The sequence below is a fragment of the Janibacter limosus NBRC 16128 genome (assembly GCF_001570985.1).
Classification (GTDB): domain Bacteria; phylum Actinomycetota; class Actinomycetes; order Actinomycetales; family Dermatophilaceae; genus Janibacter; species Janibacter limosus.
On the sequence record NZ_BCSS01000012.1, the window covers coordinates 23122 to 49332 of the forward strand.

Here is a 26211-nt window from a genome sequence, read left to right on the forward strand (position 1 = left end):
AAGGACACGATCATGATCGACCTCGAGGTTCCGAAGAAGTTCCGACCGCTCGTCGCCCAGGCTCGCGGCATGGCCGAGGAGGTCTTCTGGCCCATCTCGCGCAAGTACGACCGCGCCGAGCACGAGTACCCCGCAGAGCTGGACCTGGTCTCGGCCGTCATCGACGGCATGGCCGACGGTGGCGCCTCCCAGGGGGCCGGCGCCTCCTCCTCGACCCGTGCCAAGGACGACGGTGCGGAGGAGGGCGACGTCGCGGCCGTCGGCTCCGGCCGGGCGAGCAGGAAGGGCGAGCGCGAGAACAAGAACGGCTCCAACCTCTCCTCGGTGCTCTCCATCCTGGAGACCTGCCGCGGCGACGTGGGTCTGACGTTGTCGATCCCGCGCCAGGGCCTGGGCAATGCCGCCATCGCCGCTGTCGCCAACGAGGAGCAGAAGGCGCGCTACGCCGGCAAGTGGGCGGCCATGGCCATCACCGAGCCCGACGTGGGCTCCGACTCCGGTGCCATCCGCACCAGCGCGACCAAGGACGGGGACGAGTACGTCCTCAACGGCGAAAAGATCTTCGTCACCTCCGGTGAGCGGGCCGAGCTCGTCGTCGTCTGGGCGACCCTCGACCGCAGCCTGGGCAAGACCGCGATCAAGTCCTTCGTGGTCCGTCGCGACAACCCCGGCCTGCAGCTGGTGCGACTGGAGCATAAGCTCGGCATCCGCGCCTCCGACACCGCCGCCTTCGTCCTGGACGACTGCCGTGTGCCCGCCGAGGACCTCCTCGGGGACCCGGAGATCAAGATCGAGGGTGGCTTCGGTGGAGCCATGCAGACCTTCGACAACACGCGTCCGCTCGTCGCGTCGATGGCGCTGGGCCTGACCCGCGCCTCGCTCGACAAGACGACCGAGCTGCTCAAGGACGCCGGGGTCGAGGTCGACTGGGACCGCCCGGCCACCGTGCAGTCGGCGGCCGCCGCCAAGCTCATCGAGATGGAGGCGGACTACCAGAGCGCCTACCTGCTCACCCTCCGCGCCGCCTGGATGGCTGACAACGGCAAGCCCAACTCCATGGAGGCATCCATGGCCAAGGCCAAGGCGGGGCGCACCTGCGTTAACGTCTCGCTGGCCTGCGTCGAGCTGGCTGGTGCCACCGGCTACGCCGAGACCGAGCTGCTCGAGAAGTGGGCTCGCGACTCCAAGATCCTCGACATCTTCGAGGGCACCCAGCAGATCCAGCTCCTCGTCGTGGCCCGACGGATCCTCGGCTACTCGAGCAAGGAGCTCAAGTAGGCCCTCGGCCCACCCGGCCACCGTGAGTGCGCCCCCTGCGTCTGGCCGGACGCAGGGGGCGCACTCATGTCCACGAGCGGGCAAAGTTGCCGCCTGTTGCCGCGCCCGCGGGGGTGATCCAGGTCATAGTCTCGATCGGGTCGTCGACAACTCGTCGATGACGACAACTGGGAGGAAAAACATGCGCAACACACGCATGGTGTCGGCACTGGGCGCTCTGGCGCTCGGGCTGACCGGTCTCGCAGCGACGAGCAACGCCACCGCCGCGCCGACCGCAGACACCGCAGACAGTGCAAGGACCGCGTCCACGAGTGGCGGCAGCACTCACTACGTGGTCCTCGCGGACCGCGGCGCCAGTGCCACGGCCCTCGCCAAACGACTGGAGGCGAAGGGAGCGACCGTCACCTCGGTCAACGAGGCGGTCGGCATGGTCACCGTGACCTCGAGCGACGCAGACTTCGCGAGCTCGGCCCGGGCGATGAAGGACGTCTTCGGCGCCGCTGACGAAGGTGTCGTCGGACGATCTCCGGTCAACAAGAAGAAAGATGCCGTCGAGCGACCGACCAAGGGCCAGGGCGCCGCCAAGGGGCCGGGTGCGACGAAGGGCAACACCCAGGCCAACAAGGGCAAGGGCAAGTACAAGAAGGGCGCCGCCGACCCCCTGGACGACAAGCTCTGGGGCATGGACATGATCAATGCCGCGGCGGCCCACAAGACCGAGGCCGGTGACAAGCGGGTCAAGGTCGGCATCATCGACACCGGTGTCGATGCGAGCCACCCGGACATCGCTCCCAACTTCGACCGCAAGCTCTCACGCAACTTCGTCACGGACATCCCGGACATCGACGGACCGTGCGAGGTCGAGTCCTGCGTCGACCCGGCCGACGTCGACAACGGTGGCCACGGCACTCACGTTGCGGGCACGGTCGCCGCGGCCAAGAACGGCATCGGTGTCTCGGGTGTCGCGCCCGAGGCCTCCATCGTCAACGTCCGCGCAGGGCAGGACGCGGGCTACTTTTTCGTCGGCCCGACGGTCAACGCGCTGACCTACTCGGCGGACGCCGGCATCGACGTGGTCAACATGAGCTTCTACGTCGACCCGTGGGCGTACTACTGCACGGACGGCGCGCCGGAGGACAGCCCGGAGGAGGCCGCTGAGCAGAACATGATCATCGAGTCCGTCTCGCGGGCCATGCGCTACGCCCACGACAACGGCGTGACGATGGTCGGGGCCTTGGGCAACGCGTACACCGACCTGGCCAACCCTGGGACCGACAGCTCGAGCCCCAACTACCCCGCGGGCAACGAGCACGACCGCACCATCGACCCGGCCAGCTGCATGGACCTGCCGACCCAGGGCAAGGACGTCATCGGCGTCTCCGCGGTCGGTCCGTCGGAGCGCAAGTCGTACTACTCCAACTGGACGACCGACCTGAGCAGCGACCAGATCGAGGTGGCCGCCCCCGGCGGTGACGCCTACGACTGGCCCAGTGCCACCGGGCCCAACCCCGCCAGCATGATCCTGTCCTCGGTCCCCGAGAACGTGGTCAAGTCCGAGGGCTCCGTCGACGAGGACGGCAATGTCAGGCCCGGCGCCGAGGGCTCCGTCTTCAAGGACTGCGACACGGTCAAGGGCAAGGAGGTCTGCGGGTACTACGAGTACTACCAGGGCACCTCGATGGCGTCCCCGCACGCGGCGGGCGTCTCGGCGCTCATCGTCTCCCGCTACGGCAAGGTCAACGGCAAGGCCGGCTTCGGGATGAACCCCGACACCGTCGCGAGCGTCCTGATGGACTCCGCGCGCAACACGCCCTGCCCCGAGCCGCGCCTGTTCGACTACCCGGCACCCATCCCGGCGTCGTACAACGCGGAGTGTGTCGGTGACGACGACTTCAACGGCTTCTACGGCGACGGCATCATCGATGCCGAGGCCGCGGTGGCCAAGAAGAAGCTCTGACCAGCTCCACGCCGCCACACGGCACCGAAGGCGCCGCCCCTCGTGGGCGGCGCCTTCGTCATGGGCGCAGGGTCTTGTGGGCCTCGACCATGGCCGGCCCGTACCAGGTGAGCAGGCGTCCGCTGACGAGCTGCGTCGGGACTTGGGCGAAGGCCTCCGGCCCATCGTCTGCCGTGAACTCGTAGGGCTCGTCCGGCAGCAGGACGAGGTCGATGTCGGCGCGGTCGAGGTCCGCGAGGTCGACGTGCGGATATCGATCGGTCGGATCGGCGTCCGGCCCGGCGAGGACATTGGTCCAACCCAGGCGGGTGAGCAGGTCGGTCGTGTAGGTGCGTGGCCCCACGGCCATCCACGGATCGCGCCAGATCGGGACTGCGACCCGTCCGCGCGGCTCGGGTGGGGGAGCGGACCACAGCTCGTCGGCGTCAGCGAGCCAGTCCGGCACCGTGGCACCCAGTACCTCGCCGAAGAGCCGGCGCATCGAGCTGAGCGACGTCGGCACGTCCTCGATGTCCGTGACCCACACGCGGATGCCCTGCTCGCGCATCCGTCGGACGTCGAGTTCTCGATTTTCTTCCTTGTTGGCCACGACGAGATCGGGGGACAGGCTGGCGATGGCCTTGAGATCGGGGTTCTTGGTACCGCGGACCCGGGCGACGTCGAGGTCGGCCGGATGGGTGCACCAGTCCGTGGCTCCGACGAGGACGTCGGGGCAGCTCTGGGCGATGGCTTCGGTGAGGCTCGGGACGAGCGAGACGACCCGCTCGAGCGAGGGCGGGAGGTCGACTGGGTCGCCGAGGTCGTCGTGCAGCATCAGGACATCGTGACAGCGAGGGCGAGGAGCTCGGTGAGGGCCATCGCCGTGACCGCCAGAGCCAGGGCGAAGGGGGCCCGGCCATCGCGTCGTCGGGACGGCTCGACCGGGGCTGTCGCATAGCGACGACGGCCCAGGGCGAAGGCTGTCGCCGCCATGGCGAGGGTGGCGAGCAGGATGACCAGGGCGGCCGGACCGAGGGTCTCCCCGGAGTGCCGGGCGATGATCGCGGCGCCCCCTGCGCTGGCCAGTGCGGTGCGCTGCCAGGCCAGGGCGGTGCGCTCCGGTTGGGCCCCGAAGGGAGTGGCGCGGGCGAGCTCGCTCATCTGCGCCTCACGACCCGACGATGACGACCGCGAGCACGGCCGCGGCGACGAGGACGACACCTGTGACCACTGCCGCGGCGACACCGAGCGAGGGCAGCGGCTCACCGCGACGCATCGCCCGCTCGGCCATCGCCCAGCGGACGAAGGCGAGCACGGGGCAGATGGCGCCGAGCGCGAGCAGCATCGCGGCCAGCCCCCGGGCGAAGCCGTCGGACACCCCGAGGTCGAGGACGTCGACGGCCACGCCGGCGGCGAGCAGCGCGAGCGTCGTGCGCAGCCACGCGAGGAAGGTGCGCTCGTTGGCGAGGGAGAACCGGTAGTCCGGGTCCTCCCCTTCGTCATAGACCTGCGCAGGCCAACGATCGGTGCTCACCCCGCCACGCTAGCCCGCTCAGACATTGCGCCGGTACTGGCCGCCCACCTCGAAGAAGGCATCCGTGACCTGCTGGAGGCTGCACACCCGTGCCGCATCCATGAGGACCGCGAAGACATTGGCGTCGGTGGTCGCGGCCTCCTTGAGGCGCGCGATCGCCTGCTCGGCCTCCTCGCGGTGGGTCTCCTGATAGGAGCGCACCCGCTGCAGCTGCGAGACCTTTTCGTCCTCGGTGGCGCGGGCCAGCTCGATCTCGTCCGGCTCGCCCTTCTCGCCGTCCTCGCGCAGGAAGGTGTTGACACCGATGATCGGCACGGATCCGTCGTGCTTGCCGTGCTCGTAGAGCAGCGACTCGTCCTGGATCCGACCGCGCTGGTACCCGGTCTCCATGGCCCCGAGGACCCCACCACGGTCGTTGATCCGGTCGAACTCGGTGAGGACGGCTTCCTCGACGAGGTCGGTGAGCTCATCGATGATGTAGCTGCCCTGGAGGGGGTTCTCGTTCATCGACAGCCCCCACTCGCGGTTGATGATCAGCTGGATCGCCAGGGCCCGGCGCACGGACTCCGTCGAGGGCGTGGTGACGGCCTCGTCATAGGCATTGGTGTGCAGGCTGTTGGCGTTGTCGTAGAGGGCGTTGAGCGCCTGCAGCGTGGTGCGGATGTCGTTGAAGTCCATCTCCTGCGCGTGCAGCGACCGGCCGGAGGTCTGGATGTGGTACTTCAGCTTCTGGCTGCGGTCGTTGGCGCCGTATTTCTCCTTCATCGCGACGGCCCAGATGCGGCGAGCGACGCGGCCGAGGACCGAGTACTCCGGGTCCATTCCGGAGGAGAAGAAGAAGGACAGGTTGGGCGCGAAGTCGTTGATGTCCATACCCCGCGCGAGGTAGGCCTCGACGTAGGTGAAGCCATTGGCCAGGGTGAAGGCGAGCTGGCTGATGGGGTTGGCCCCGGCCTCGGCGATGTGGTAGCCGGAGATGCTCACCGAGTAGAAGTTGCGCACCCCCTGCTCGATGAACCACTCCTGGATGTCAGCCATCATCCGCAGGGAGAACTCGGTGGAGAAGAGGCAGGTGTTTTGTCCCTGGTCCTCCTTGAGGATGTCGGCCTGGACCGTGCCGCGCACATTCTGCAAAGCGTGCTCGCGCAGCTCGTCGGCCTCCGCGCCGGAGGGCTCGCGGCCCTCGCGCTCGCGGAAGGCGTCGACCTGCTGGTCGATCGCGGTGTTGAGGAAGAAGGCCAGGACCGTCGGCGCCGGGCCGTTGATCGTCATCGAGACACTCGTCGTCGGTGAGAGCAGGTCGAATCCGGAGTACAGCGCCTTCATGTCGTCGAGGGTCGCGACCGAGACGCCCGAGGTGCCGACCTTGCCGTAGATGTCGGGACGCTCGCCCGGGTCACGGCCGTAGAGGGTCACCGAGTCGAAGGCCGTGGACAGGCGGGTGGCCGGCTGCCCCTTGGACAGCAGCTTGAAGCGACGGTTGGTGCGGAAGGGGTCGCCCTCCCCGGCGAACATGCGCGCCGGGTCCTCGTTGTCGCGCTTGAAGGGGAAGACGCCGGCGGTGTACGGGAAGGAACCGGGCAGGTTCTCCGAGCGCCAGTAGGTGACGAGGTCACCGTGGTCGGTGTGCTTGGGCAGGGCGACGCGCGGGATCTTGTTGCCCGACAACGACTCCTTGGTCAGCTTGGTGTGCAGCTCCTTGCCGCGGATCGTGACGACCTGCTCGTCGCCCGAGTAGGACTCGACGATGGCGGGCCAGCGCTCGATCTGCTCGGTCACCTCGGCCGGCAGGTCCTTGCGTGCGGCGTCGAGCAGCTCGTCGACGCCGTGCCCGTCCTTGCCGGCTGCGGTCAGCTCGTCGTCGACGGCCGCCAGGCGCTGCACCCGGCGAGCGCCGTCGGCGAGCTGCTCGGTGCGGGAGTGGTAGCCGCGCACGGTGTCGGTGATCTCCGCGAGATAGCGCACCCGGGTGGCGGGGACGACCTGACCGAAGCGGGTCGAGTACTTGGTGTCGACGGGCGCGAGCTGCCCCTCGTCGACGGTGAGGCCCTTGTCCGCGAGGAGGTCCCGCAGGTGCTGGTAGAGCGCCGTGACCCCGTCGTCGTTGAAGGTCGCGGCCGAGGTGCCGAAGACCGGCATCTCCTCGGGGCGCTGGCCGAAGGCCTCGCGGTTGCGCACGATCTGGCGGGCGACATCGCGCAGCGCGTCTGCGGCACCGCGACGCTCGAACTTGTTGATCGCGACGACCTCGGCGAAGTCGAGCATGTCGATCTTCTCCAGCTGGCTGGCCGCGCCGAACTCCGGCGTCATGACGTACATCGGCACGTCGACGAAGGGGACGATGGCGGCGTCGCCCTGGCCGATGCCGGGCGTCTCGATGATGACGAGGTCGTAACCCGCAGCCTTGGTGATGTCGATGACCGTCTGCATCGCCTCGGGGACCTCACGGTCACCGCGGGTGGCGAGGGATCGGAAGAACACGGGGGACGAGCCCGCGGCGCTCTCGCCGAGCGAGTTCATCCGGATGCGGTCACCGAGGAGCGCACCGCCACCCTTGCGCCGGGTGGGGTCGACGGCGATGACGGCGATGCGCAGCTTGTCCTGCTGGTCGACGCGGAAACGCCGCACGAGCTCGTCGGTCAGCGAGGACTTGCCGGAGCCGCCGGTGCCGGTGAGGCCCAGGACAGGGGCGTGGGAGGCCTGGGCCGCCTGGGCGATGCCCTCGAGGAAGGCCTCGTCGAGGTGGCCGAGCTCGGCACCCGAGATGGCGCGGGCGATCGCGGCGCGATCACCGGAGAGGACCGCGTCGAGGGAGACCGGCGCGGTCTCCCAGACATCGGTGTCGCAGTCGGCGATAAGCGTGTTGATCATGCCGGGCAGACCGAGGCGCTGACCGTCCTCGGGGGAGAAGATCGTCACGCCGGCCTCGCGCAGCCGAGTGATCTCCTCGGGCACGATGACGCCCCCGCCACCACCGAAGACCTTGACGTGGCCCGCACCCTGCTCGCGCAGCAGCTGGGTGAGGTACTCGAAGTACTCGACGTGCCCGCCCTGGTAGGAGGAGACGGCAACGCCCTGGACGTCCTCCTCGATCGCCGCGTCGACGACCTCCTGGACGGAGCGGTTGTGGCCCAGGTGGATGACCTCGGCGCCCTGGCTCTGCATGATCCGCCGCATGATGTTGATCGAGGCGTCGTGGCCGTCGAACAGCGCGGAGGCCGTGACGAATCGGACCGGGTGGGTCGGGGAGTGCAGCTGCGGAGCCTGGGTCATGGCCTACCTCGTCGTCGAAGTGCGGTGGGGTCTTGCATCAATGCTAGGACATCCAAGTATTTGCGCGCCAGTCACGTCACCCCGACGACATCTCCATGGGTTGCCCGCAGGGCCGACAGGAGTCGGGTGGCGTCGCGGACCTGGGTGGGGTCCAGGCCGGGGGAGGAGAAGACCTGCTCATTGAGGTCACGGGTGGCGCGCTCGACGAGCTCCTCGCCGGCCGCGGTGAGGGAGGCGAGGACGACCCGACGATCGGACTCGCGGCGCAGGCGCTCGACGAGCCCTTGGGTCTCGAGCCGGGTGACTGCGCTCGTCACGCTGGTCGCGTGGACCTGCAGCAGTGATCCGAGGCGGCTCATCGGCATCGACTGCTGCCGGCTGAAGGCGAGCAGACGCAGGATCTCGAAGCGGGCAAAGGTGAGGCCGTGCGGACGCAGGGTCGCCTCGACCCGCTCGTGGACGAGCTGCTGGGCGCGCACGACCGAGGTGACCAGCGCCATGCCGTCGGCAGCGTCCGACCAGCCGTGCGAGATCCACTGGGCATGGGCTGCGGCAATGGGGTCGCGATCGGTCATGGAGAGATTGTAGGACGCCCTAGGAATTGGGTCGGTCTCATGTGAGGGTGACCTTTCATGGACCGCTTCGTCGCGTCGTGGAAGGGTAGGAGGTGCACAACACTCGCAATCACGGAGGTTTCATGTACACCCTTCCCGACCTCTCCTACGACTACGGAGCCCTCGAGCCCGCCATGAGTGGCGAGATCCTCGAGCTGCACCACGACAAGCACCACGCCGCCTACGTCAAGGGCGCCAACGACACGCTGGAGAAGCTGGCCGAGGCCCGCGACAAGGACCAGCTCGGTGGCCTCGTCGGCCTCGAGAAGACCTTGGCCTTCAACGTCTCGGGTCACGTCCTGCACTCGATCTTCTGGGAGAACCTCTCCCCGGACGGTGGCGACAAGCCGGACGGCGCCCTCGGCACCGCGATCGACGAGCACTTCGGCACCTTCGACAAGTTCCGCGCGCAGCTCACCGCCGCGACGCAGACCACGCAGGGCTCCGGCTGGGGCGTTCTCGCCTGGGAGCCCCTCGGCCAGCGTCTGCTCGTCACCCAGGTCTACGACCACCACGGCAACGTGGCGACGGGCATGACGCCGCTCCTGGCCTTCGACGCCTGGGAGCACGCGTACTACCTGCAGTACAAGAATGTGAAGCCGGACTACATCGAGAAGCTCTGGGACATCGTCAACTGGAACGACGTCTCCGCTCGCCTCGAGGCCGCCAAGAAGGCCTGATCACGGCAGTCAAGGGAGGGACTCACCCACGGGTGGGTCCCTCCCTTCGTCATGTGGCGGCTAGGCCGTGATCGTCCAGCCGAGGGAGAGCAGAGCGATGCCGAGCACGAGATTGAGGGCGAGGTCCGCGAGCGCGTGGCGGGTGCGCCCCGTCCGGGCCGCCGAGGCGACCTCGACCGCGTGCGTGGCAAAGGTCGTGTACGCGCCGCAGAAGCCGACCCCGACGAGCGGCAGCAGCCAGCTCGGAGCGGCGCCGGAGGCATGCCCGGCCACGAGGCCAAGGAGCAGTGACCCGGTCGCGTTGACCGCCAGGACCCCTCCTGCGGCGGTGGCGCCGCGCCGACTGAGGGCGGTCGCGACGAGGTGACGAGAGAGTGCCCCGAGTGCCGCGCCGAGGGCCACGAGCAGCGCGGTCACAGCTCACCCTCCGCGACGATCTCGTCAGCCACCGCGTTGCTGTGCCACAGCCGGTCGCCGATCACCAGGCCGAGCAGGGCGGCGCCCACCCCGACACCGAGGGTCGTGACGAGGTAGCCCAGGAGTCCGAGCAGACCGTCACCGACCAGGCCGTGGGCATCCAGGGCGACGCCGGAGTAGGTCGTCCACCCGCCGAGCAGCCCGACCGCGAGGAAGGGGCGGGCGAGCGGGTGGGGGACGCGTCGGGCCAGCCACGTCACGAGCAGCCCCATCGCGAAGGCCCCGGAGAGGTTGACGAGCAGCGTGCCCCAGACGGCACCGGAGGCGAGGGATGCCAGGCCCCAGCGGCCCAGCGACCCGACCGCTCCGCCTGCTGCGACGGCGGCGAGGGCGCCCCCTTCGCTCATGCTCGCTTGGTCTCGAGGAACTCCGCGATCCGGCCGATCGCCTCGGTCAGCATGTCCTCGTCCGGCAGGGCCACCAGGCGGAAGTGGTCGGGCTCGGGCCAGTTGAAGCCCGAGCCGTGGGTCACGAGGATCTTCTTCGCCCGCAGCAGCTCGATGACGAAGGCCTCGTCGTCCTCGATCGGGTAGACCTCGGGGTCCAGCCGGGGGAAGCAGTACAGGGCGCCGCGGGGCTCGACACAGCTCACGCCGGGGATCTCGTTGAGCAGGCGCGAGGCGAGCTTGGTCTGGTCGTAGTAGCGACCGCCCGGGACGACGAGCTCGTTGATCGACTGGTACCCGCCGAGCGCGGTCTGGATCGCGTGCTGGGCAGGGACGTTGGAGCACATGCGCATGTTGGCCAGCAGGGTCAGGCCCTCGAGGAAGTCCGCCGCCTGGTGCTTGGGGCCCGAGATCATCACCCAGCCGGCGCGGTACCCGCAGACCCGGTAGGCCTTGGACAGGCCGGAGAAGGTGAGGCACAGGACGTCATCGCCCGCGTACTCCGCCGCGTGGTGGTGCACCGCGTCGTCGAAGACGATCTTTTCGTAGATCTCATCGGCCATGACGACGAGATCGTGGCGGCGGGCGATGTCGATCAGCCCGCGCACGATCTCGGACGAGTAGACCGCCCCGGTCGGGTTGTTGGGGTTGATGATCACGAGCGCGTGCGTGTTGTCGGTGATCTTGGACTCGATGTCGGCCAGGTCTGGGTTCCAACCGTTGGCCTCGTCGCAGCGGTAGTGCACCGGGGTGCCGCCCGCGAGGGAGACCGCGCCGGTCCACAGCGGGTAGTCCGGTGCCGGGACGAGGATCTCGTTGCCGTTGTCGACGAAGGCCTGCAGGACCATCGAGATGAGCTCGGAGACGCCGTTGCCGATGTAGACGTCCTCGACGGTCGTGTCCTTCAGGCCGCGGGACTGGTAGTACTGCGCGACGGCGGTGCGGGCGGAGTAGATGCCCTTGCTGTCGACATAGCCCTGCGCGTCCGGGAGGTGCCGCGTCATGTCGGCGACGATCGCCTCGGGCGCCTCGAATCCGAAGGGGGCGGTGTTGCCGATGTTGAGCTTGAGGATCTTGTGGCCCTCGGCCTCGAGGCGCTGGGCCTCGACGAGGATCGGGCCCCGCACGTCGTAGCGGACATCCCTCAACTTGCGGCTCTGTCGGATCTGACGCATGGGAACCAGTCTCGCAGTACGGTGTGGACGCCCGTGCCACCGTCTCGAAAGGGCTGCCGTGCGTGTCGTCCCCGCAGCATCACTCGCCATGGTCTGCGCCGCGTTCCTCGCCGGGTGCGCGTCCGGCGCGGACGAGCCGGGGGCGGGCAGCACCCAGACCGTGGCCCCCGCCGATGTGACGAGTCAGGCCCAGGACCTCATCGGCCCAAAGATGCCCGAGGGGTCCAGCCTCGACTGCCCGGACCCGCTCGCCGCGCAGGTCGACGCCACGACGACGTGCACGTGGTCCATCCCCGACGGCAGCTCGATCGGGATGACCGTGACGGTCACGGAGATCGTCGACGACCGGGCAAGCCTGAAGTTCAAGAACGACGACGCGGTCACGCCCAGCCCGAGCTCGTGAGTCCCTCCCTTCGGCCCTGACTCGCGGGTAACCTCGGCCCATGGCTGACGATCCGGCAGGGCTGCCGGCGAGAGTGCGGCGGGGCTACGGCCTCGGGTCCGTCGCGACCGGGGCCTTCGGCACCGTGCCCGGGCTGCTCCTGCTGCCCTACCTCACGGATCGCCTGGGTATCGCGGCTGGCCTCGCGGGACTGATCGTGCTGCTGCCCAAGGCCTGGGATGTCCTGCTCAACCCGCTGGCCGGCCGGATCTCCGATCGCAGCACGCACCCTGACGGGCGCCGACGTCCCTTCCTCATCCGGGCCGGCCTGACGCTCGCGGTGCTCTTCGCTCTCCTCTTCGCAGGTCCCACCGCGCCGCCGCCCCTCGGGGCGGCCTGGGTCGCGGTGCTCTTCCTCGCCTGCGCGAGCGCCTACGCGTTCTTCCAGGTCCCCTACGTCTCCATGCCGGCCGAGCTGACGCGCGACTACGGGGAGCGCACCCGGCTGATGACCTGGCGGGTGGCGATCCTCGCGCTCACCATCCTGGTCGCCGGTGGTCTCTCCCCGGCCCTGCGCGACGGGCTCGGTCCGGAGTGGGGGTACCGCGCCGTGGGGGTCTTCGTCGGTCTGCTCATCGCCGCCGGCGCCATCGGTGCCTGGTACGGGACGAAGGGGGTGACTCCCGTCGAGCAGGTCGCCGCCGGTGGCTCCTTGGCGCACCAGCTGAAGGTGGTGGCGGGTGCGCGGGACTTCCGTGCCTTGCTGCTGACCTTCGCGGTGCAGGCGCTCGCGACGGGCATCATGCTCGCGGGCGTCGACTACATGGCCCGGTGGGTCCTCGGCGATCCGGGAGCGGCCACCATCCTCTTCGTCGCCTTCGTGGGGCCGGCGCTCGTGGTGACACCGCTGTGGGAGAGGGTCGGTCGACGGACCGGCAAGCGGTTGGCGCTCATGGCAGCCTCGCTGTCCCTGGCCGCTGGTGCCCTGCTGGTGTGGGTCACGCACGACCTGGGTCTCGTGCCGGTGGCGCTCTCGCTGGCCCTCGTGGGCGTCGGCTACGCCGGAGCCCAGATGTTCCCCATGGCGATGCTGCCCGATGCGGCGGCGGTCGACGCCGACCGGACGGGGGAGAGTCGAGTGGGTGTGTACACCGGCGTGTGGACCGCGGCCGAGACCTTCGGTCTGGCCCTCGGGCCGGGCGTCTACGGGCTGGTGCTCATGCTCGGCGGCTATGTCTCGTCGACGGACGGCGCTGTGGCGCAGCCGGACTCGGCCCTGACAGCGATGACTCTCGGCTTCACCGTGCTCCCGGCCGTCCTCGTGCTGGCCTCCCTGCTGCTCCTGCGCCACTACCGGATCGACGAAGCGGCCGTCCTGGCCGCGAGAGAGGACGCTCGATGACATCCCTGGACTGGAGCACTGCATCCACGGCGACGCAGGTGCGCGAGACGCTGGACTCCCTTCGCGCGCAGGACCTCCCCACACATGGTGGCCGCACGCTCAGCTATGTCTACGACTCGGGTCTGGCGCGCGCCGACGAGATCGGCAGGGAGGCGCTGGCCGCCTTCGCCTCGACCAACGGGCTCGATCCCACCGCCTTCCCCTCGCTCGCGGCCCTCGAGTCCGATCTCGTGGCGCTCGCCGCGGGCCTGCTCCACGGACCGGACTCGACCGTGGGTGTGGCCACCTCCGGCGGCACCGAGTCGCTCATCCTGGCGGTCCTGGCGGCGCGCGACGGGGCGCCCCACGTGCAGCGACCGGCCGTGGTCGCACCGAGCACCGTCCATGCCGCGGTGCACAAGGCCGGGCACCTCCTCGGCGTCGACGTGATCACGGTGCCGGTCGATCCGGTGGGCTTCCGCGCAGACCCCGAGGCGATGGCCGCGGCCATCACCGACGACACCGTGCTCGTCGTCGCCTCGGCACCCTCGTACGCCCACGGGGTGATCGACCCGGTGGAGCAGATCGCGGCGATCGCGGCGCAGCGAGGCATCCGCTGCCACGTCGACGCGTGCATCGGGGGTTGGGTGCTGCCCTTCATGGCCGAGGTGACGCCATGGACCTTTGCCGTCGAGGGCGTCACGAGCATCTCCGTGGACCTGCACAAGTACGCCTACACGCCCAAGGGCGTCTCGCTCCTGCTGCACCGCGACCCGTCGCTGCGCCGGGGGCACATCTTCGCCTCGGCCGCCTGGCCCGGCTACACGATGCTCAACACGACCCTGCAGTCGACCAAGTCCGGCGGCCCGCTCGCCGCGGCCTGGGCAGTCGTGCACGCCATCGGGCTCGACGGGTACCGCGAGCTCGTCGCGGTCGCTCGGGAGGCGACCCTGCGCCTGGCGGCCGCCGTGGATGACATGGAGGGGTTGACCGTGGTGGCGGCTCCGGACTCGACGCTCTTGGCGCTGCAGGCCGGGGAGGGTTGCGATGTCTTCACGATCGCCGACGAGATGCGCACTCGCGGGTGGCTGGTCCAGCCCCAGATGGCCTTCGCCGGGCACCCAGCGACCCTGCACCTGACCCTCTGCGCGGCCACGGCGGCCAAGGTGCCCGAACTCGTCGCGGCGCTCACCGAGTCGGTGGCGCGCGCTCGCGAGGCAGGAGTCGTCCGGGTCGACCCCGGCCTCGCGGCCGCGGCCCAGCAGATCGACCCCGAGACGCTCGACGAGGCGGCACTCGACGGGCTCCTCGCGATCGCCGGGCTCGGTGGAGGTGACGGCTCCCTGCAGGTGCCCGAGCGGATGGCCGAGGTCAACGCGCTGCTCGATGCCGCTCCGCCTGCGCTGCGGGAGGCCCTGCTCGCGGGGGTCCTGGACCGGCTCACCCGCTGAGCGGGTCCTCCCTTCGCCCGGTCACATACCGGTCGTCGAGCGCGGGTACGGGATCTGCGGATCGGTGAGGATGTTGACGAGGTAGGGCACCCCGGAGGCGAAGGCCCGATCGAGTGCCGGCCCGATCTGCGCGGGGTCGGTGACCAGCTCGCCCCCGCCGCCGAGTGCCGTCACGACCTGGTCGTAGCGCGTGCCCGGTGTGAGGTCCGCGGCCACGTCGTAGCCGTAGAGCATCTGCATCGGCTGCTTCTCCAACCCCCACGCGCCGTTGTTGCCCATGACCATGACGACCGGAAGGTGGTGGCGCACGAGGGTGTCGACGTCCATGAGGGACATGCCCGAGGCACCGTCACCGAGGAGCAGGACCACCTGGGACGCAGGGCGGGCGATGCGGGCCGCGATCGCGGCACCGAGGCCGGCGCCGAGACAGCCGAAGGGGCCGGGGTCCAGCCACGAGCCCGGCGCGGTGGGCTCGATGAACCGACCCGCCCACGACACGAAGTCGCCGCCGTCGCCGATGATGACCGCGTCCTCGGCCAGCCGGGGCACGAGCTCACCGTAGATCCTGGCCGGGTGCACGGGGGAGACGGAGCTGGTGAGCAGCTCGAGGTCGCTCGCGGACCGGGCGCGGGCCTCCTCGGCCAGTCGCGCGGACCACGCCGACCAGTCGGGGTGCCCGAGCGACTCGATCAGCGCCTGCAGCTGGTCGAAGAACGAGGTCAGGTCGCCCGCGGCCGTGGCCGCGGGGTCGGCGTGCGTGCTCAGCTGGCCGGGGGAGTCCGCGACGTGCACGACCTTGGCGTCGGGCCCGTGGCCGGAGCCACCGAAGGACCCGTACCCGAGGCGGAAGTCGAGCGGCGTGCCGACGACGATTGCCAGGTCGCACTCGCCGACTGCCGTCCTGCGCGCCTTGCCGACCTGCAGCTCGTGCCCCGCGGGCAGGATGCCGCGGCCCATGCCGTTGGTGATGGTCGGCAGGCCCAGGTCGGTGACGCATCGCAGGGATGCCACGTCTGCCCGGTCGCTCCAGACGTCCGTCCCGAGGGCGACGAGGGGACGCTCGGCCTGCGCCAGCAGGCGGGCGATGGCGTCGATGTCCGCTGCGTCGGGCGGGGTCGCTGCGGACGTGCTCGCAGTGACGGGTGCATCCGGGGCGTCGCCGAAGAGCTCGTCCATCGGGACGTCGAGGAAGACCGGACCGCGGTGCGGTGCTGCGGCCAGGCGGAAGGCGTCGTCGACCTCGTCGGCGATCTGCTCGACGGACTGCACGGTCGCTGCTCGCTTGGTGACCGGTGTCAGGACGCTCGGGTGGTCGAACTCCTGGAGGGCCCCCTTGCCCCAGGAGAAGGACGCTGCCCGTCCGCCGAGCACCACGAGTGGTGACCCGCTGAAGTGCGCCTGCGTGATGGGACTCAGCCCGTTGGTGACACCGGGGCCGGCGGTGAGGACCGCGAGGCCGGGGGTGCGGGTCAGCTTGCCGGTCGCCTCCGCAGCGAAGACCGCGGTCTGCTCGTGCCGGACATCCAGCAGCCGCATCGGTGGGTCAGCGGTCACCGCCCCGTCGTACAGGGGGAAGACGTGCGCTCCCGAGAGGGTGAACATCGTGACCACCCCGTGGGCCGCAGCCGCGGAGACGGCGCGCGCGCCGCCACTGACCTCGTCGAAGTGCTCCACGAAAACCATGTTACTCGCCGGTAGTGCCCGTAGGCTGGGGAGCGTGACCACAGATCCTTCGCACACCGTCTGGGACGACGAGGAGGCCGAGCGCGAGGCGGCCCTCGCCGCGGCCGACCTCGCGGACGCCGACGAGGACGCATCACCCGAGGGCGCACCGTCCGAGGGCGCGGGCGAGCAGTAGCCCCTAGCCTGCGCGCCCCGTCGACGGCGGGGCGTCTCACGTTGTGGCGTGTGACCATCGTCCCCATCACAAAGCCTGCACGCTCGGCGTGCGCTGTCGTAGGTTGCCGTGCAACCACACCCCCACCCCTGACCAGGAGTGACGATGCGACTTGGCGTGCCCAAGGAGTCGAAGCGCGGAGAAACCCGCGTCGCGGCGACCCCCAAAACAGTCGAGCAGCTGATCAAGCTCGGATACGACGTCGTCGTCGAGGCCGGCGCCGGTGAGGCCTCGGCCTACCCGGACCAGGCCTATGTCGACGCCGGTGCGACCCTCGAGCCCGCCGACCAGGTGTGGGCCAGCGACGTGGTCGCCAAGATCAATGCGCCGTCCGACGAGGAGGTCGCGCGGCTGAGCTCCGGCGCGATCCTCGCCTCGTTGCTCGCTCCGGCGCTCAACCCGGACAAGGTGGAGGCGCTGCGCGCCCAGGGCGTGACCGCGCTTGCGATGGACGCCGTGCCGCGCATCTCCCGCGCCCAGTCCCTCGACGTGCTGTCCTCGATGGCCAACATCGCGGGTTACCGCGCGGTGGTCGAGTCGGCCCACGAGTTCGGTGGCCTCTTCACCGGACAGGTCACGGCGGCCGGCAAGGTCCCGCCGGCCAAGGTCCTCGTCTGCGGTGCCGGAGTCGCCGGCCTCGCGGCCATCGGTGCCGCCGGATCCCTCGGTGCCATCGTGCGCGCCTTCGACGTGCGGCCCGAGGTGGCTGAGCAGGTCGAGTCGATGGGTGCCGACTTCCTCGAGATCGACATCGAGCAGGAGGTGTCGACGGACGGTTACGCCAAGGAGACCGGCGAGGACTTCAACCGCAAGGCCGCCGAGCTCTACGCGGAGCAGGCCAAGGACGTCGACATCATCATCACCACGGCCCTCATCCCGGGACGTCAGGCGCCGCGCCTGATCACCGAGGAGATGGTCGCCTCGATGAAGCCAGGGTCGGTCATCGTCGACATGGCGGCAGGCTCCGGTGGCAATGTCGCCGGGTCCGTCGCCGACGAGCGGATCGTCACCGACAACGGTGTCCGGATCATCGGCTACACCGACCTGGCCGGTCGCCTGCCCACGCAGGCCAGCCAGCTCTTCGGCACCAACATCGTCAACCTGCTCAAGCTCGTCACTCCGGACAAGGACGGTCAGGCCGTCCTCGACATGGAGGACACGGTCGTGCGCGGCATGACCGTCACGCAGGACAGCGAGACGCTCTGGCCGCCGCCGCCCGTGCAGGTCTCGGCCGCCCCCGCGGCCCCGGCCGCTGCCCCGGTGGAGGCAGAGCCGGCCAAGCCGGTCGACCCCAACCGCAAGTTCTGGCTCATCGGTGGCACGGCGCTGCTCTTCCTGATCGCCGCCGCCTTCATGCCCGCGGCCTTCCTGTCGCACTTCATCGTCTTCGCGCTGGCCGTGGTCATCGGGTTCTACGTCATCGGCAATGTGGCCCACGCGCTGCACACGCCGCTGATGTCGGTGACCAATGCGATCTCCGGGATCATCGTCGTCGGCGCCCTGCTGCAGGTGACCTCCTCCAACCTCGCGATCCAGGTCATCGCCGCAGCTGCCATCTTCTTCGCCAGCATCAACGTCTTCGGTGGCTTCACGGTCACGAACCGGATGCTCAACATGTTCCGGAAGGGCTGAGTCGTGCTCTCCACTGTCGTCACCGCCGCCTACATCGTCGCGGCGCTCCTCTTCATCCTGTCCCTCGCCGGTCTGAGCAAGCACGAGACCGCCAAGCACGGCAACTGGTTCGGCATGGCCGGCATGGCGATCGCCCTGCTGGCCACCGGCGCCCTCGTCATCGACGGTGTCTACTCCGGTGAGGAGGCCACCAACGCCGGCAAGTGGGGCCTGGGTGTCCTCGTGATCACCATGGCCCTCGGTGGCGCACTCGGTGTGCGGATCGCCCGCCGCGTCGAGATGACCGGCATGCCCGAGCTCATCGCGATGATGCACTCCTTCGTCGGTCTGGCCGCCGTCCTCGTCGGCTTCAACTCCTTCCTGGGTGCTCACGGCGACTCCGCCGAGGCGGCCGCTGCCCACCGGGCGCTCGAGGCCAGCGACATGGTCGGGATCCACAACGGGGAGGTCTTCGTCGGCGTCTTCATCGGTGCCCTGACCTTCACCGGCTCGATCGTGGCCTACCTCAAGCTCAGCGCGAAGATGAAGTCCGCGCCCCTGGTGCTGCCGATGCGCCACTGGCTCAACCTGCTGGCCGTGCTCGTCTCCGTCGCCCTGTGCGTCTGGTTCGTCGTCTCCCCGTCACTCATCCCGCTGGGGATCATGACGGTCATCGCGCTGCTCTTCGGCTGGCACCTCGTCGCCTCCATCGGCGGCGGTGACATGCCGGTCGTCATCTCGATGCTCAACAGCTACTCGGGGTGGGCCGCGGCCGCTGCGGGCTTCATGCTCTCCAACGACCTGCTCATCGTCGTGGGTGCGCTCGTCGGCTCCTCCGGTGCCTTCCTGAGCTACATCATGTGCAAGGCGATGAACCGCTCCTTCATCTCCGTCATCGCGGGTGGCTTTGGTGCGGCTGCACCGGCCTCCAGTGGAGACGAGGACTACGGCGAGCACCGGGAGACCAACGCCGAGTCGGTCGCGGAGCTCCTCGCGGATGCCTCCTCGGTCGTCATCACCCCGGGCTACGGCATGGCCGTCGCGCAGGCGCAGTACCCCGTCGCCGACCTGACCGCCAAGTTGCGGGCGAAGGGAGTGGATGTCCGGTTCGGCATCCACCCGGTCGCCGGTCGCCTCCCCGGCCACATGAACGTGCTCCTGGCCGAGGCCAAGGTCCCGTACGACATCGTCCTCGAGATGGACGAGATCAACGACGACCTGCCGGAGACCGATGTCGTGCTCGTCATCGGCGCCAACGACACGGTCAACCCGGCCGCTGCCGAGGACCCGGCCAGCCCGATCGCCGGCATGCCGGTGCTCGAGGTGTGGAATGCCAAGGACGTCATCGTCTTCAAGCGCTCCATGGCCACCGGGTACGCCGGCGTGCAGAACCCGCTGTTCTTCCGGGACAACACGCAGATGCTCTTCGGCGACGCCAAGGACCGTGTGGAGGACATCCTCCGGGCGATCTGACGCTGATCCGCCAGGCGAAGGGCGGCGCTCACCCAATCGGGTGGGCGCCGCCCTTCGTCGTGTGGTCGAGAAGTGCCATGGACAATGGTGTGTGAGGCACACTATGGTGTGACGCATGGATGAAGAACTGCTCGCGGGCCACCTCCAGGAGCTGAGGCGCGGCACCGTGGTGCTCGCCTGCCTGGCCACGCTCGAGCAGCCGCACTACGGCTACGCACTCCTCGAGACGCTGGACGCGGCGGGCTTTGCCGTCGACGGCAACACGCTCTACCCGCTGTTGCGGCGCCTGGAGAAGCAGGGCCTGCTGACGAGCGAGTGGAACACCGACGAGGCCCGGCCGCGGAAGTTCTACCGCACCAGCCCGGCCGGCGCCGATCTGCGCGCCCACCTGATGACGCAATGGCGATCGCTGAACGCAGCGGTCGAGGCACTGAACGGGGACAAGTGATGACGACCAGCACCAGGACCAGCCTCACGGACCGATACGTCTGGACGGTGACGCGCCAGCTCCCGCCCGAGAGCGGGCCGGACGTCGCCCGAGAGCTGCGAGGCACGATCGAGGAGACGGTCGAGGACCGGGTGGCCGGCGGCGAGGACCCCGAGTCGGCCGAGCGAGAGACGATCCTCGGGCTCGGCGACCCGGACGTCCTCGCCCGCGAGTACGGGGGGCGCCCCAACCACCTCATCGGACCGGCCTACTTCCCGGCGTGGGTGCGGCTGGTCAAGCTGTTGCTCGTCGTGATCGTGCCGATCGCCGTGGTCGGCCACGTGATCGCGCGGTCCTTCGGTAGCGACGCCGCCTTCGGCGCCGTGATCGGTGGCGCTGCGGTGCTGGCCGTCCAGACGGCCGTGCACCTCGTCTTCTGGACGGCCCTGATCTTCGCGCTGGTCGAGCGCAACACGGGCCCGCTGGGGCGCGATCAGCTCGTTGTCGACTGGAACCCCGACGAGCTCGCCGACCCCGCAGATCGGGCCAAGCGCGCCAGCCTGGCCGAGATGGCCTTCGAGGTCGTCTGGACCCTGGTCCTCATCGCGCTGAGCGTCTGGCAGTGGGGTGGCGTGGGGGAGGGTGCCGTCCAGGTGCTCGACCCCGACCTCGCCGCCGGGTGGCAGGTGCTCATCGTCGCGCTCCTCGCGGTCGACATCGTCGTCACAGTGGCAGCGTGGGCCCGCGGAGGGTGGAGCGTCGCCCTTGCCGCGGTCAGCTTCGGCAGTGCCGTCGCGTCCGGCGCCGCGCTCGTCTGGCTCCTGCTGAGCGAGCAGCTGCTCACCGACCTGCCTCGCGAGTTCGGCGAGGCCTTCGGTGTGGCTGCGGACTGGACGCTCTCACTCCCCGCGGTGGCCGTCGGCGTCGTCCTCGTCTGCGGCTGGGAGGCCGTGACGGCGTTGCGCCGCATGCGCGACGCCGCGCGGTCCACCGCTCAGTAGTCGTCGAGGTCGTACGGCGGCAGCTCGCCGGTGTCGGCGTCACGCTTGAGCGCAGCCCGGTCGCGGCTGCGGTAGATCAGGCTGTCCCGCCGTGGCGCGGGCCCATAGGTCTCCGGGTCGTCGCCCGGGCCGCCGCCGTTGAAGACGCCGTCGACGACGCCCAGGCGGGTCGCGTAGTCGTGTGAGGTCTCCCATGCGGGCTCGTCGTCGTCCGGCTCGTCGGACCACCCACCTTCGTCGTCCTCGTCGAGGCTCATGCCGAAGACGACCGAGCAGATGGCGCGGTAGTTGTCGTCCGGGTCGGGGACGAACTCGATCTTGGACAGGGCCTGGTCCTGTCCGGCGCTCTCGAGGATGAAGGTGCCGTAGCCGAGGATCCGCCCGAGCAGGGAGCGCTCGTAGCCCATGTCGGTGACCTTCTTGAGCGGCATCATCGAGACCTTGTGGTTGATCCACCCCTCGAAGAGCACGATCCGCTTGTCGGTCGCGACGACGCGCGTGTGGCGCCACTCGATCCACTGCCACGCGGCCCAGCCGAGCACGCCGACCCAGACGAGCCAGAGATAGCCGAGGATCCCGCTGTTGGCGTCGCTGACCGTGATGTCCAGCCACAGGCACAGGGCGGTCGCGGCGACCAGCACGAGTGCCGGTTTGATCAGGACGATGCGGTGGTGTCGGATCTCCGCCACCGGGGTCTCACCGGGGAGGAGGTACTTGCGCAGCCCGGGGTGGGCGACCTCCTCGGGCATCGTTACCTCGAGATGAGCGAGTCGAAGAACGTGCCGATGTTGCCCACGCCGTTGGCGATGACGTCCCAGGCAGAGCCGACGATGTTGGCAGCCTCGTCGGGGGAGGTGAGGATCGCGTAGAGGAGGAAGATCGTGAGCAGCCAGAGGACGATCTTCTTGATCGGTGGCGTGTTCATGGCTCGTTCTTCTCCGTCATCTGGCGGGCAGTGGTCACCCACCTGTGGGCGTGAATCGGGTCCCAGTGTGGCAGATGTGACGCGTGGGACGCGTCAGACCACGCCGTAGAGGCGGTCGCCGGCGTCCCCGAGCCCGGGGACGATGTAGCCGTTGTCGTCGAGTCGCTCGTCGACGGCCGCCGTGACCAGCGTGATGGGGACGTCGAGGTTGCCGAGCTCGCGCTCCAGGGCCTCGATGCCCTCCGGTGCGGCGAGCAGGGTGACGGCGGTGATGTCGTCGGCGCCGCGCTCCACGAGGTAGCGGATCGACATCGCGAGGGTGCCGCCCGTCGCGAGCATCGGGTCGATGACATAGCACTGGCGGCCGGACAGGTCGTCGGGCAGCCGGTTGGCGTAGGTGATCGCCTCGAGGGTCTCCTCGTTGCGCAGCATCCCGAGGAAACCCACCTCCGCAGTCGGCAGCAGTCGGACCATGCCCTCGAGCATGCCGAGGCCCGCGCGCAGGATCGGGACGACGAGCGGCTTGGGGGTGGAGAGCTTGATGCCGGTGGTCGGGCCGACGGGCGTCTCGATGTCGAAGGGCTCGGTGCGCACCTCTCGGGTGGCCTCGTAGGCGAGGAGGGTGACCAGCTCGTCCGCGAGCCGGCGGAAGGTTGGGCTGTCGGTGCCCTTGTGCCGCAGGTAGGTGAGCTTGTGGGCGATGAGCGGGTGGTCCGCGACGATGACGCGCATGCCCCCGAAACTACCGTGCGCGACACTGGTCCCGTGAGTCCTGACCCCGCCCGTCCGCAGCGTCCGCTCGAGGAGTCGTGGATGGCACGCGCTCTGGAGCTCGCCGCCGAGGCGGCCGCGGACGGTGACATCCCGGTCGGCGCGGTCGTCGTGGACGCGGACGGTGTGCTCATCGGCGAGGGCCGCAACACGCGTGAACGGGACGGCGATCCGACCGGGCACGCCGAGGTCGTCGCCATGAGGGCCGCAGCGGCGACGAAGGGGGAGTGGCGCCTCACGGGGTGCACCCTCGTCGTGACCCTCGAGCCCTGCCCGATGTGCGCCGGCGCGGTCGTCGCCAGCCGGGTGCCTCGCGTGGTGCTCGGTGCCTGGGACCCCAAGATGGGTGCCTGCGGATCGGTGTGGGACGTGGTGCGTGATCGGCGCTCGATCCACCGGGCCGAGGTCATCGGTGGGGTGCGCGAAGGGGAGGCCGCGCAGCTGCTCGTGGACTTCTTCGCGGACCATCGACCAGGTGCCGATGGATGACGTCGGGAGGGTCTCCCTTCGCCCGATTCGGGGCCGACGCCCTCGACCTTGTATTGTGCTCCGCGGTGGCGTGTCCGAGCGGCCTAAGGAGAACGCCTCGAAAGCGTTTGTCGGTTAACCCCGACCGTGGGTTCAAATCCCACCGCCACCGCCGAAGGCAGAGGCCTTGGTGCACTGAGTCATCAGAGCACCAAGGCCTCTGTCGTGCGCGGGGTCCTGCACGACGGGCTCCGCTCGCCCCGCGACCATCGATCTGATTTCCTGATCCCATGCGTCGTCCCGTCCGAGCCCTCGTGTCCATCACCGCCATCGCTGCGGTTGCCGTCCCCCTGAGCGCGTGCGACATGTGGAGCTCGAAGTGCGACACGGACAACACCTGCTCGATCACGATCCAGGGTGACCAGGTCCATGACTTCCCGCGGCCCTACGACAAGGACCACGGACTGAAGTCGGCCGATCGCATCCGGCTGGTCTCCGCGACGCAGGGCGGCGAAGCGCTCATCCAGGCGGGCGGGGTGGAGAGCACCTGCACCCAGGGCAGCAGCTTCATGATCGTCGACACGACGATCACCTGCGATGTCGTGGGTGACGACAAAGTCGAGCTGACGACCACGCGCCCCTGACCGGGTCTCAGCAGCCCGGGAGGTCGGCCTCGGGGACGAGCTTCGTGAACTTCGGGCCGAGGACCACGTCGACGCTGGTGCGCTGGCGGGCGTCCTGGATCATCTGGGCCTCGCCGGTGTGCACCCGGACGAGGTCGGCTCCCTTGCGGCCGTTGCTGCCGTAGCGCAGCTGGCCGACTCCGTCGAGCTCGGCCTTCTTGGGGTCGTTGGCGATCGTCTTGACGTCGAAGCCGCGCTCCTTCAGGTCGGCTGCCACCCGCCCGGCGAGCCCCTCACGATCGGTCGCGTTGTAGACATTGACCTCGACCTGCTTGGGCGAGACATCGCAGGTCGAGGTCGTGCTCTGCGTCGTGGTGCTCGAGGTGGTCTCCTCACCCTTGGCCTCGTCGGCGCGGATGTAGGACAGGGCGTACCAGACGGCGAAGAAGAGGAGGAGCAGCACGAGGCTGAAGGTGATGATCGACCGGCGACGTCGTGAGGTTCCCGGGTCGCTCTCGCCGTACTCGTCGGGAGCCATGGTCAGTCAGCCACCTCGAGCACCCGGGCATGCAGGGTGCCACGCTGCTGCAGGGCCGCTCGCAGCGCGCGGTGCAGGCCGTCCTCGAGGTAGTGCCGGCCCCGCCACAGGACGACATGGGGAAAGAGGTCGCCGTAGAAGGTCGAGTCCTCCGCGAGCAGGTCGTGCAGGTTCAGCGAGCTCTTGGTGGTCGTCAGTTGCTCCAGTCGGACCGCCCGCGGCGGAACATCGGCCCAGTCGCGGGGAGAGGTGCGCCCGTGGGCAGGGTAGGGCCGGTTGTCGCCGACTGACTGGAAGATCACGCAGCCACGATATGAGGGGTGGGCCCCGCGGGTCGCACTAGTCTCGGGTCCGTGACCGACTCTTCACACCTTGACCTCATCCGTGCGGGCTATTCCTTCGAAGGGCCCGCCATCGACCTCGGCGCCACCGTCCTGGAGGGGCAGCCGCACGCCGACACCCCGGTGCGGGTGCCGCTGGCGAGCCTGACCAAGCACGGTCTGGTCGCGGGAGCGACCGGCACCGGCAAGACCAAGAGCCTGCAGCTGATGGCCGAGCAGCTCTCCGCCGCAGGAGTGCCCGTCTTCCTCGCGGACATCAAGGGCGACCTCTCGGGCATCGCGTCCCCGGGCGAAGGGAGCGACAAGCTCACCTCGCGCACGACCTCCATCGGTCAGGACTGGCAGCCCACCGGCTTCCCCACGGAGTTCCTCACCCTCGGCGGGCAGGGCACAGGTGTCCCGGTCCGCACGACGATCACGAGCTTCGGGCCGACCCTGCTGAGCAAGGTCCTCGGGCTCAACGCCACCCAGGAGTCGAGCCTGGGACTGATCTTCCACTTCGCGGACAAGCAGGGGCTGGCCCTGCTCGACCTCAAGGACCTGCGGGCCGTCATCCAGCACCTCGTCTCCGACGAGGGCAAGGCGGAGCTCAAGGGTCTGGGTGGGCTGTCGAGCGCCACCGCGGGAGTCATCCTGCGCCAGCTCATCGCCTTCGAGGACCAAGGTGCCGATGTCTTCTTCGGCGAGCCCGAGTTCGACACGGCGGACCTGCTGCGCACCACCGATGACGGTCGGGGCATCGTCACCTGCCTCGAGCTGCCGGCCGTCCAGCAGCGACCGCAGCTCTTCTCGACCTTCCTCATGTGGATGCTCGCGGACCTCTTCCACGACCTGCCCGAGGTCGGCGACGTCGACAAGCCCAAGCTCGTCTTCTTCTTCGACGAGGCGCACCTGCTCTTCGACGAGGCGAGCAAGGCCTTCCAGGACTCCATCGAGCAGACCGTGCGGCTCATCCGGTCCAAGGGTGTCGGCGTCTTCTTCGTGACGCAGAGCCCCAAGGACGTGCCGAGTGATGTCCTGGCGCAGCTCGGCAACCGGGTGCAGCACCAGCTGCGCGCCTTCACCCCCGAGGACTCCAAGGCGATCAAGGCCGCCGTGACGACCTACCCGCACACCGAGTACGACCTCGAGGAGCTGCTCACCCAGCTGGGCACCGGCGAGGCCGTGGTCACCGTGCTCTCCGAGAAGGGCACGCCGACCCCCGTGGCGCACACGATGATGCGGGCTCCCCAGTCGCTCATGTCGCCCTCGGCCCAGGAGCTGCTGGAGCAGGCGGTCGCCGGCTCGCCGTTGGCCCCGAAGTACTCCGAGGCGCTCGACCGCGAGTCCGCGTACGAAAAGCTCGCGGCGAAGCTCGAGGCGGCACCGACGCCGGAGCAGGCTCCCGTCGAGATGAAGGGGGAGGCGCCCCCTTCGCCGTCGAAGCCACCCAAGGAGGAGCCGGGCATGGTCGAGAAGGTCGTCGGCTCGTCCGCCTTCAGGTCCGCGCTGCGATCTGCCGGGACGGTCATCGGACGGGAGATCACCCGCTCGCTCTTCGGCACCTCGCGCCGCCGCCGCTGACAGGGC

At 69.4% G+C, this 26211-nt stretch carries 28 protein-coding genes and 1 tRNA gene; 15 read left to right on the top strand and 14 right to left on the bottom strand.

The window, feature by feature from the left end:
* The first annotated feature begins 12 nt into the window (after positions 1-12).
* Together JLI01S_RS06200 and JLI01S_RS06205 are read left to right on the top strand one after the other, a co-directional pair.
* Positions 13-1278, top strand: a complete 1266-nt coding sequence (locus JLI01S_RS06200) for an acyl-CoA dehydrogenase family protein (protein ID WP_068261647.1) — start codon at positions 13-15, stop codon at positions 1276-1278.
* 181 nt (positions 1279-1459) lie between these two features.
* On the top strand, positions 1460-3235 hold the full coding sequence (locus JLI01S_RS06205) for a S8 family peptidase (RefSeq protein WP_068261650.1): 1776 nt from the start codon (positions 1460-1462) through the stop codon (positions 3233-3235).
* 58 nt (positions 3236-3293) lie between these two features.
* Here the strand turns inward: JLI01S_RS06205 and JLI01S_RS06210 are convergent, their stop codons facing one another.
* The 5 genes from JLI01S_RS06210 to JLI01S_RS06230 all read right to left on the bottom strand — a co-directional run bounded on the left by JLI01S_RS06210 (position 3294) and on the right by JLI01S_RS06230 (position 8596).
* Positions 3294-4049, bottom strand: coding sequence for a helical backbone metal receptor (locus JLI01S_RS06210; RefSeq protein ID WP_068261653.1), 756 nt, complete (start codon positions 4047-4049; stop codon positions 3294-3296).
* Positions 4049-4375, bottom strand: coding sequence for a DUF202 domain-containing protein (locus JLI01S_RS06215; protein WP_068261656.1), 327 nt, complete (start codon positions 4373-4375; stop codon positions 4049-4051). The genes JLI01S_RS06210 and JLI01S_RS06215 overlap by 1 nt, the downstream gene beginning before the upstream one ends.
* A gap of 7 nt (positions 4376-4382) precedes the next feature.
* Positions 4383-4748, bottom strand: a complete 366-nt coding sequence (locus tag JLI01S_RS06220) for a YidH family protein (protein ID WP_068261659.1) — start codon at positions 4746-4748, stop codon at positions 4383-4385.
* 18 nt (positions 4749-4766) lie between these two features.
* A complete protein-coding gene (gene icmF, locus JLI01S_RS06225) occupies positions 4767-8021 on the bottom strand; it encodes a fused isobutyryl-CoA mutase/GTPase IcmF (RefSeq protein ID WP_068261662.1) in 3255 nt (1084 codons plus the stop codon).
* A gap of 71 nt (positions 8022-8092) precedes the next feature.
* Entirely contained in the window at positions 8093-8596 is a 504-nt protein-coding gene (locus tag JLI01S_RS06230) for a MarR family winged helix-turn-helix transcriptional regulator (RefSeq protein ID WP_068261665.1), read from the bottom strand.
* 122 nt (positions 8597-8718) lie between these two features.
* Here JLI01S_RS06230 and JLI01S_RS06235 point away from each other — a divergent pair, with 122 nt between their 5' ends.
* Entirely contained in the window at positions 8719-9315 is a 597-nt protein-coding gene (locus JLI01S_RS06235; protein ID WP_068261669.1) for a superoxide dismutase, read from the top strand.
* A gap of 60 nt (positions 9316-9375) precedes the next feature.
* On the opposite strand, the gene JLI01S_RS06240 is transcribed toward JLI01S_RS06235, so the two are convergent.
* Genes JLI01S_RS06240 through JLI01S_RS06250 form a run of 3 tightly spaced genes read right to left on the bottom strand, consistent with a single transcriptional unit; the run spans position 9376 to position 11353 of the window.
* Positions 9376-9732 carry a fluoride efflux transporter FluC gene (locus JLI01S_RS06240; protein ID WP_068261672.1) on the bottom strand — a complete coding sequence of 119 codons (357 nt, stop codon included), beginning with the start codon at positions 9730-9732 and terminating at the stop codon, positions 9376-9378.
* The gene (locus JLI01S_RS06245) at positions 9729-10139 is read right to left on the bottom strand and encodes a fluoride efflux transporter FluC (RefSeq protein WP_068261675.1); all 411 of its coding nucleotides are present in this window, start codon (positions 10137-10139) and stop codon (positions 9729-9731) included. Before JLI01S_RS06245 ends, JLI01S_RS06240 begins: the two co-directional genes overlap by 4 nt.
* Positions 10136-11353, bottom strand: coding sequence for a pyridoxal phosphate-dependent aminotransferase (locus JLI01S_RS06250; protein ID WP_068261678.1), 1218 nt, complete (start codon positions 11351-11353; stop codon positions 10136-10138). The genes JLI01S_RS06245 and JLI01S_RS06250 overlap by 4 nt, the downstream gene beginning before the upstream one ends.
* 58 nt (positions 11354-11411) lie before the next feature.
* Here JLI01S_RS06250 and JLI01S_RS06255 point away from each other — a divergent pair, with 58 nt between their 5' ends.
* Genes JLI01S_RS06255 through JLI01S_RS06265 form a run of 3 tightly spaced genes read left to right on the top strand, consistent with a single transcriptional unit; the run spans position 11412 to position 14567 of the window.
* Positions 11412-11756, top strand: a complete 345-nt coding sequence (locus JLI01S_RS06255; protein WP_068261681.1) for a DUF4333 domain-containing protein — start codon at positions 11412-11414, stop codon at positions 11754-11756.
* Between the two features lie 40 nt (positions 11757-11796).
* The gene (locus JLI01S_RS06260; RefSeq protein WP_068261684.1) at positions 11797-13137 is read left to right on the top strand and encodes an MFS transporter; all 1341 of its coding nucleotides are present in this window, start codon (positions 11797-11799) and stop codon (positions 13135-13137) included.
* Complete coding sequence (locus tag JLI01S_RS06265; protein WP_068261688.1) at positions 13134-14567, top strand: pyridoxal phosphate-dependent decarboxylase family protein; 1434 nt, start codon at positions 13134-13136, stop codon at positions 14565-14567. The genes JLI01S_RS06260 and JLI01S_RS06265 overlap by 4 nt, the downstream gene beginning before the upstream one ends.
* 21 nt (positions 14568-14588) lie before the next feature.
* On the opposite strand, the gene JLI01S_RS06270 is transcribed toward JLI01S_RS06265, so the two are convergent.
* Positions 14589-16241, bottom strand: a complete 1653-nt coding sequence (locus JLI01S_RS06270; protein WP_218005472.1) for an acetolactate synthase — start codon at positions 16239-16241, stop codon at positions 14589-14591.
* A 43-nt stretch (positions 16242-16284) separates the two neighbouring features.
* Here JLI01S_RS06270 and JLI01S_RS16885 point away from each other — a divergent pair, with 43 nt between their 5' ends.
* From JLI01S_RS16885 to JLI01S_RS06290, 5 genes are all read left to right on the top strand, one after another.
* On the top strand, positions 16285-16425 hold the full coding sequence (locus tag JLI01S_RS16885; RefSeq protein WP_157074845.1) for a hypothetical protein: 141 nt from the start codon (positions 16285-16287) through the stop codon (positions 16423-16425).
* Positions 16426-16569: 144 nt separating this feature from the next.
* Positions 16570-18096 carry a Re/Si-specific NAD(P)(+) transhydrogenase subunit alpha gene (locus tag JLI01S_RS06275; protein ID WP_068261694.1) on the top strand — a complete coding sequence of 509 codons (1527 nt, stop codon included), beginning with the start codon at positions 16570-16572 and terminating at the stop codon, positions 18094-18096.
* Between the two features lie 3 nt (positions 18097-18099).
* Positions 18100-19548, top strand: a complete 1449-nt coding sequence (gene pntB / locus JLI01S_RS06280) for a Re/Si-specific NAD(P)(+) transhydrogenase subunit beta (protein ID WP_068261697.1) — start codon at positions 18100-18102, stop codon at positions 19546-19548.
* 115 nt (positions 19549-19663) lie between these two features.
* Entirely contained in the window at positions 19664-19996 is a 333-nt protein-coding gene (locus JLI01S_RS06285) for a PadR family transcriptional regulator (protein WP_068261700.1), read from the top strand.
* Positions 19996-20976, top strand: coding sequence for a permease prefix domain 1-containing protein (locus JLI01S_RS06290; protein WP_068261703.1), 981 nt, complete (start codon positions 19996-19998; stop codon positions 20974-20976). The genes JLI01S_RS06285 and JLI01S_RS06290 overlap by 1 nt, the downstream gene beginning before the upstream one ends.
* On the opposite strand, the gene JLI01S_RS06295 is transcribed toward JLI01S_RS06290, so the two are convergent.
* From JLI01S_RS06295 to upp, 3 genes are all read right to left on the bottom strand, one after another.
* On the bottom strand, positions 20970-21725 hold the full coding sequence (locus JLI01S_RS06295) for a PH domain-containing protein (RefSeq protein WP_068261707.1): 756 nt from the start codon (positions 21723-21725) through the stop codon (positions 20970-20972). The two genes, JLI01S_RS06290 and JLI01S_RS06295, sit on opposite strands and share 7 nt — an antisense overlap.
* 2 nt (positions 21726-21727) lie before the next feature.
* Positions 21728-21901 carry a hypothetical protein gene (locus JLI01S_RS17110; RefSeq protein ID WP_169797295.1) on the bottom strand — a complete coding sequence of 58 codons (174 nt, stop codon included), beginning with the start codon at positions 21899-21901 and terminating at the stop codon, positions 21728-21730.
* Positions 21902-21994: 93 nt separating this feature from the next.
* Positions 21995-22633, bottom strand: a complete 639-nt coding sequence (upp, locus tag JLI01S_RS06300; protein ID WP_068261710.1) for a uracil phosphoribosyltransferase — start codon at positions 22631-22633, stop codon at positions 21995-21997.
* Positions 22634-22714: 81 nt separating this feature from the next.
* On the opposite strand from upp, the gene JLI01S_RS06305 reads away from it, so the two are divergent.
* From JLI01S_RS06305 to JLI01S_RS06315, 3 genes are all read left to right on the top strand, one after another.
* On the top strand, positions 22715-23161 hold the full coding sequence (locus JLI01S_RS06305) for a nucleoside deaminase (protein WP_068261714.1): 447 nt from the start codon (positions 22715-22717) through the stop codon (positions 23159-23161).
* 64 nt (positions 23162-23225) lie between these two features.
* Positions 23226-23312, top strand: a tRNA-Ser gene (locus JLI01S_RS06310).
* 118 nt (positions 23313-23430) lie between these two features.
* Positions 23431-23784 carry a hypothetical protein gene (locus JLI01S_RS06315; protein ID WP_068261717.1) on the top strand — a complete coding sequence of 118 codons (354 nt, stop codon included), beginning with the start codon at positions 23431-23433 and terminating at the stop codon, positions 23782-23784.
* A gap of 7 nt (positions 23785-23791) precedes the next feature.
* Here the strand turns inward: JLI01S_RS06315 and JLI01S_RS06320 are convergent, their stop codons facing one another.
* Together JLI01S_RS06320 and JLI01S_RS06325 are read right to left on the bottom strand one after the other, a co-directional pair.
* The gene (locus JLI01S_RS06320; protein WP_068261720.1) at positions 23792-24301 is read right to left on the bottom strand and encodes a LytR C-terminal domain-containing protein; all 510 of its coding nucleotides are present in this window, start codon (positions 24299-24301) and stop codon (positions 23792-23794) included.
* A 2-nt stretch (positions 24302-24303) separates the two neighbouring features.
* Positions 24304-24603 (bottom strand): type II toxin-antitoxin system VapB family antitoxin, encoded by a 300-nt coding sequence (locus JLI01S_RS06325; RefSeq protein ID WP_068261724.1) that lies wholly within the window; start codon positions 24601-24603, stop codon positions 24304-24306.
* 51 nt (positions 24604-24654) lie between these two features.
* Here JLI01S_RS06325 and JLI01S_RS06330 point away from each other — a divergent pair, with 51 nt between their 5' ends.
* Entirely contained in the window at positions 24655-26205 is a 1551-nt protein-coding gene (locus tag JLI01S_RS06330) for a helicase HerA-like domain-containing protein (RefSeq protein WP_068261727.1), read from the top strand.
* The last annotated feature ends 6 nt before the right edge of the window (positions 26206-26211 follow it).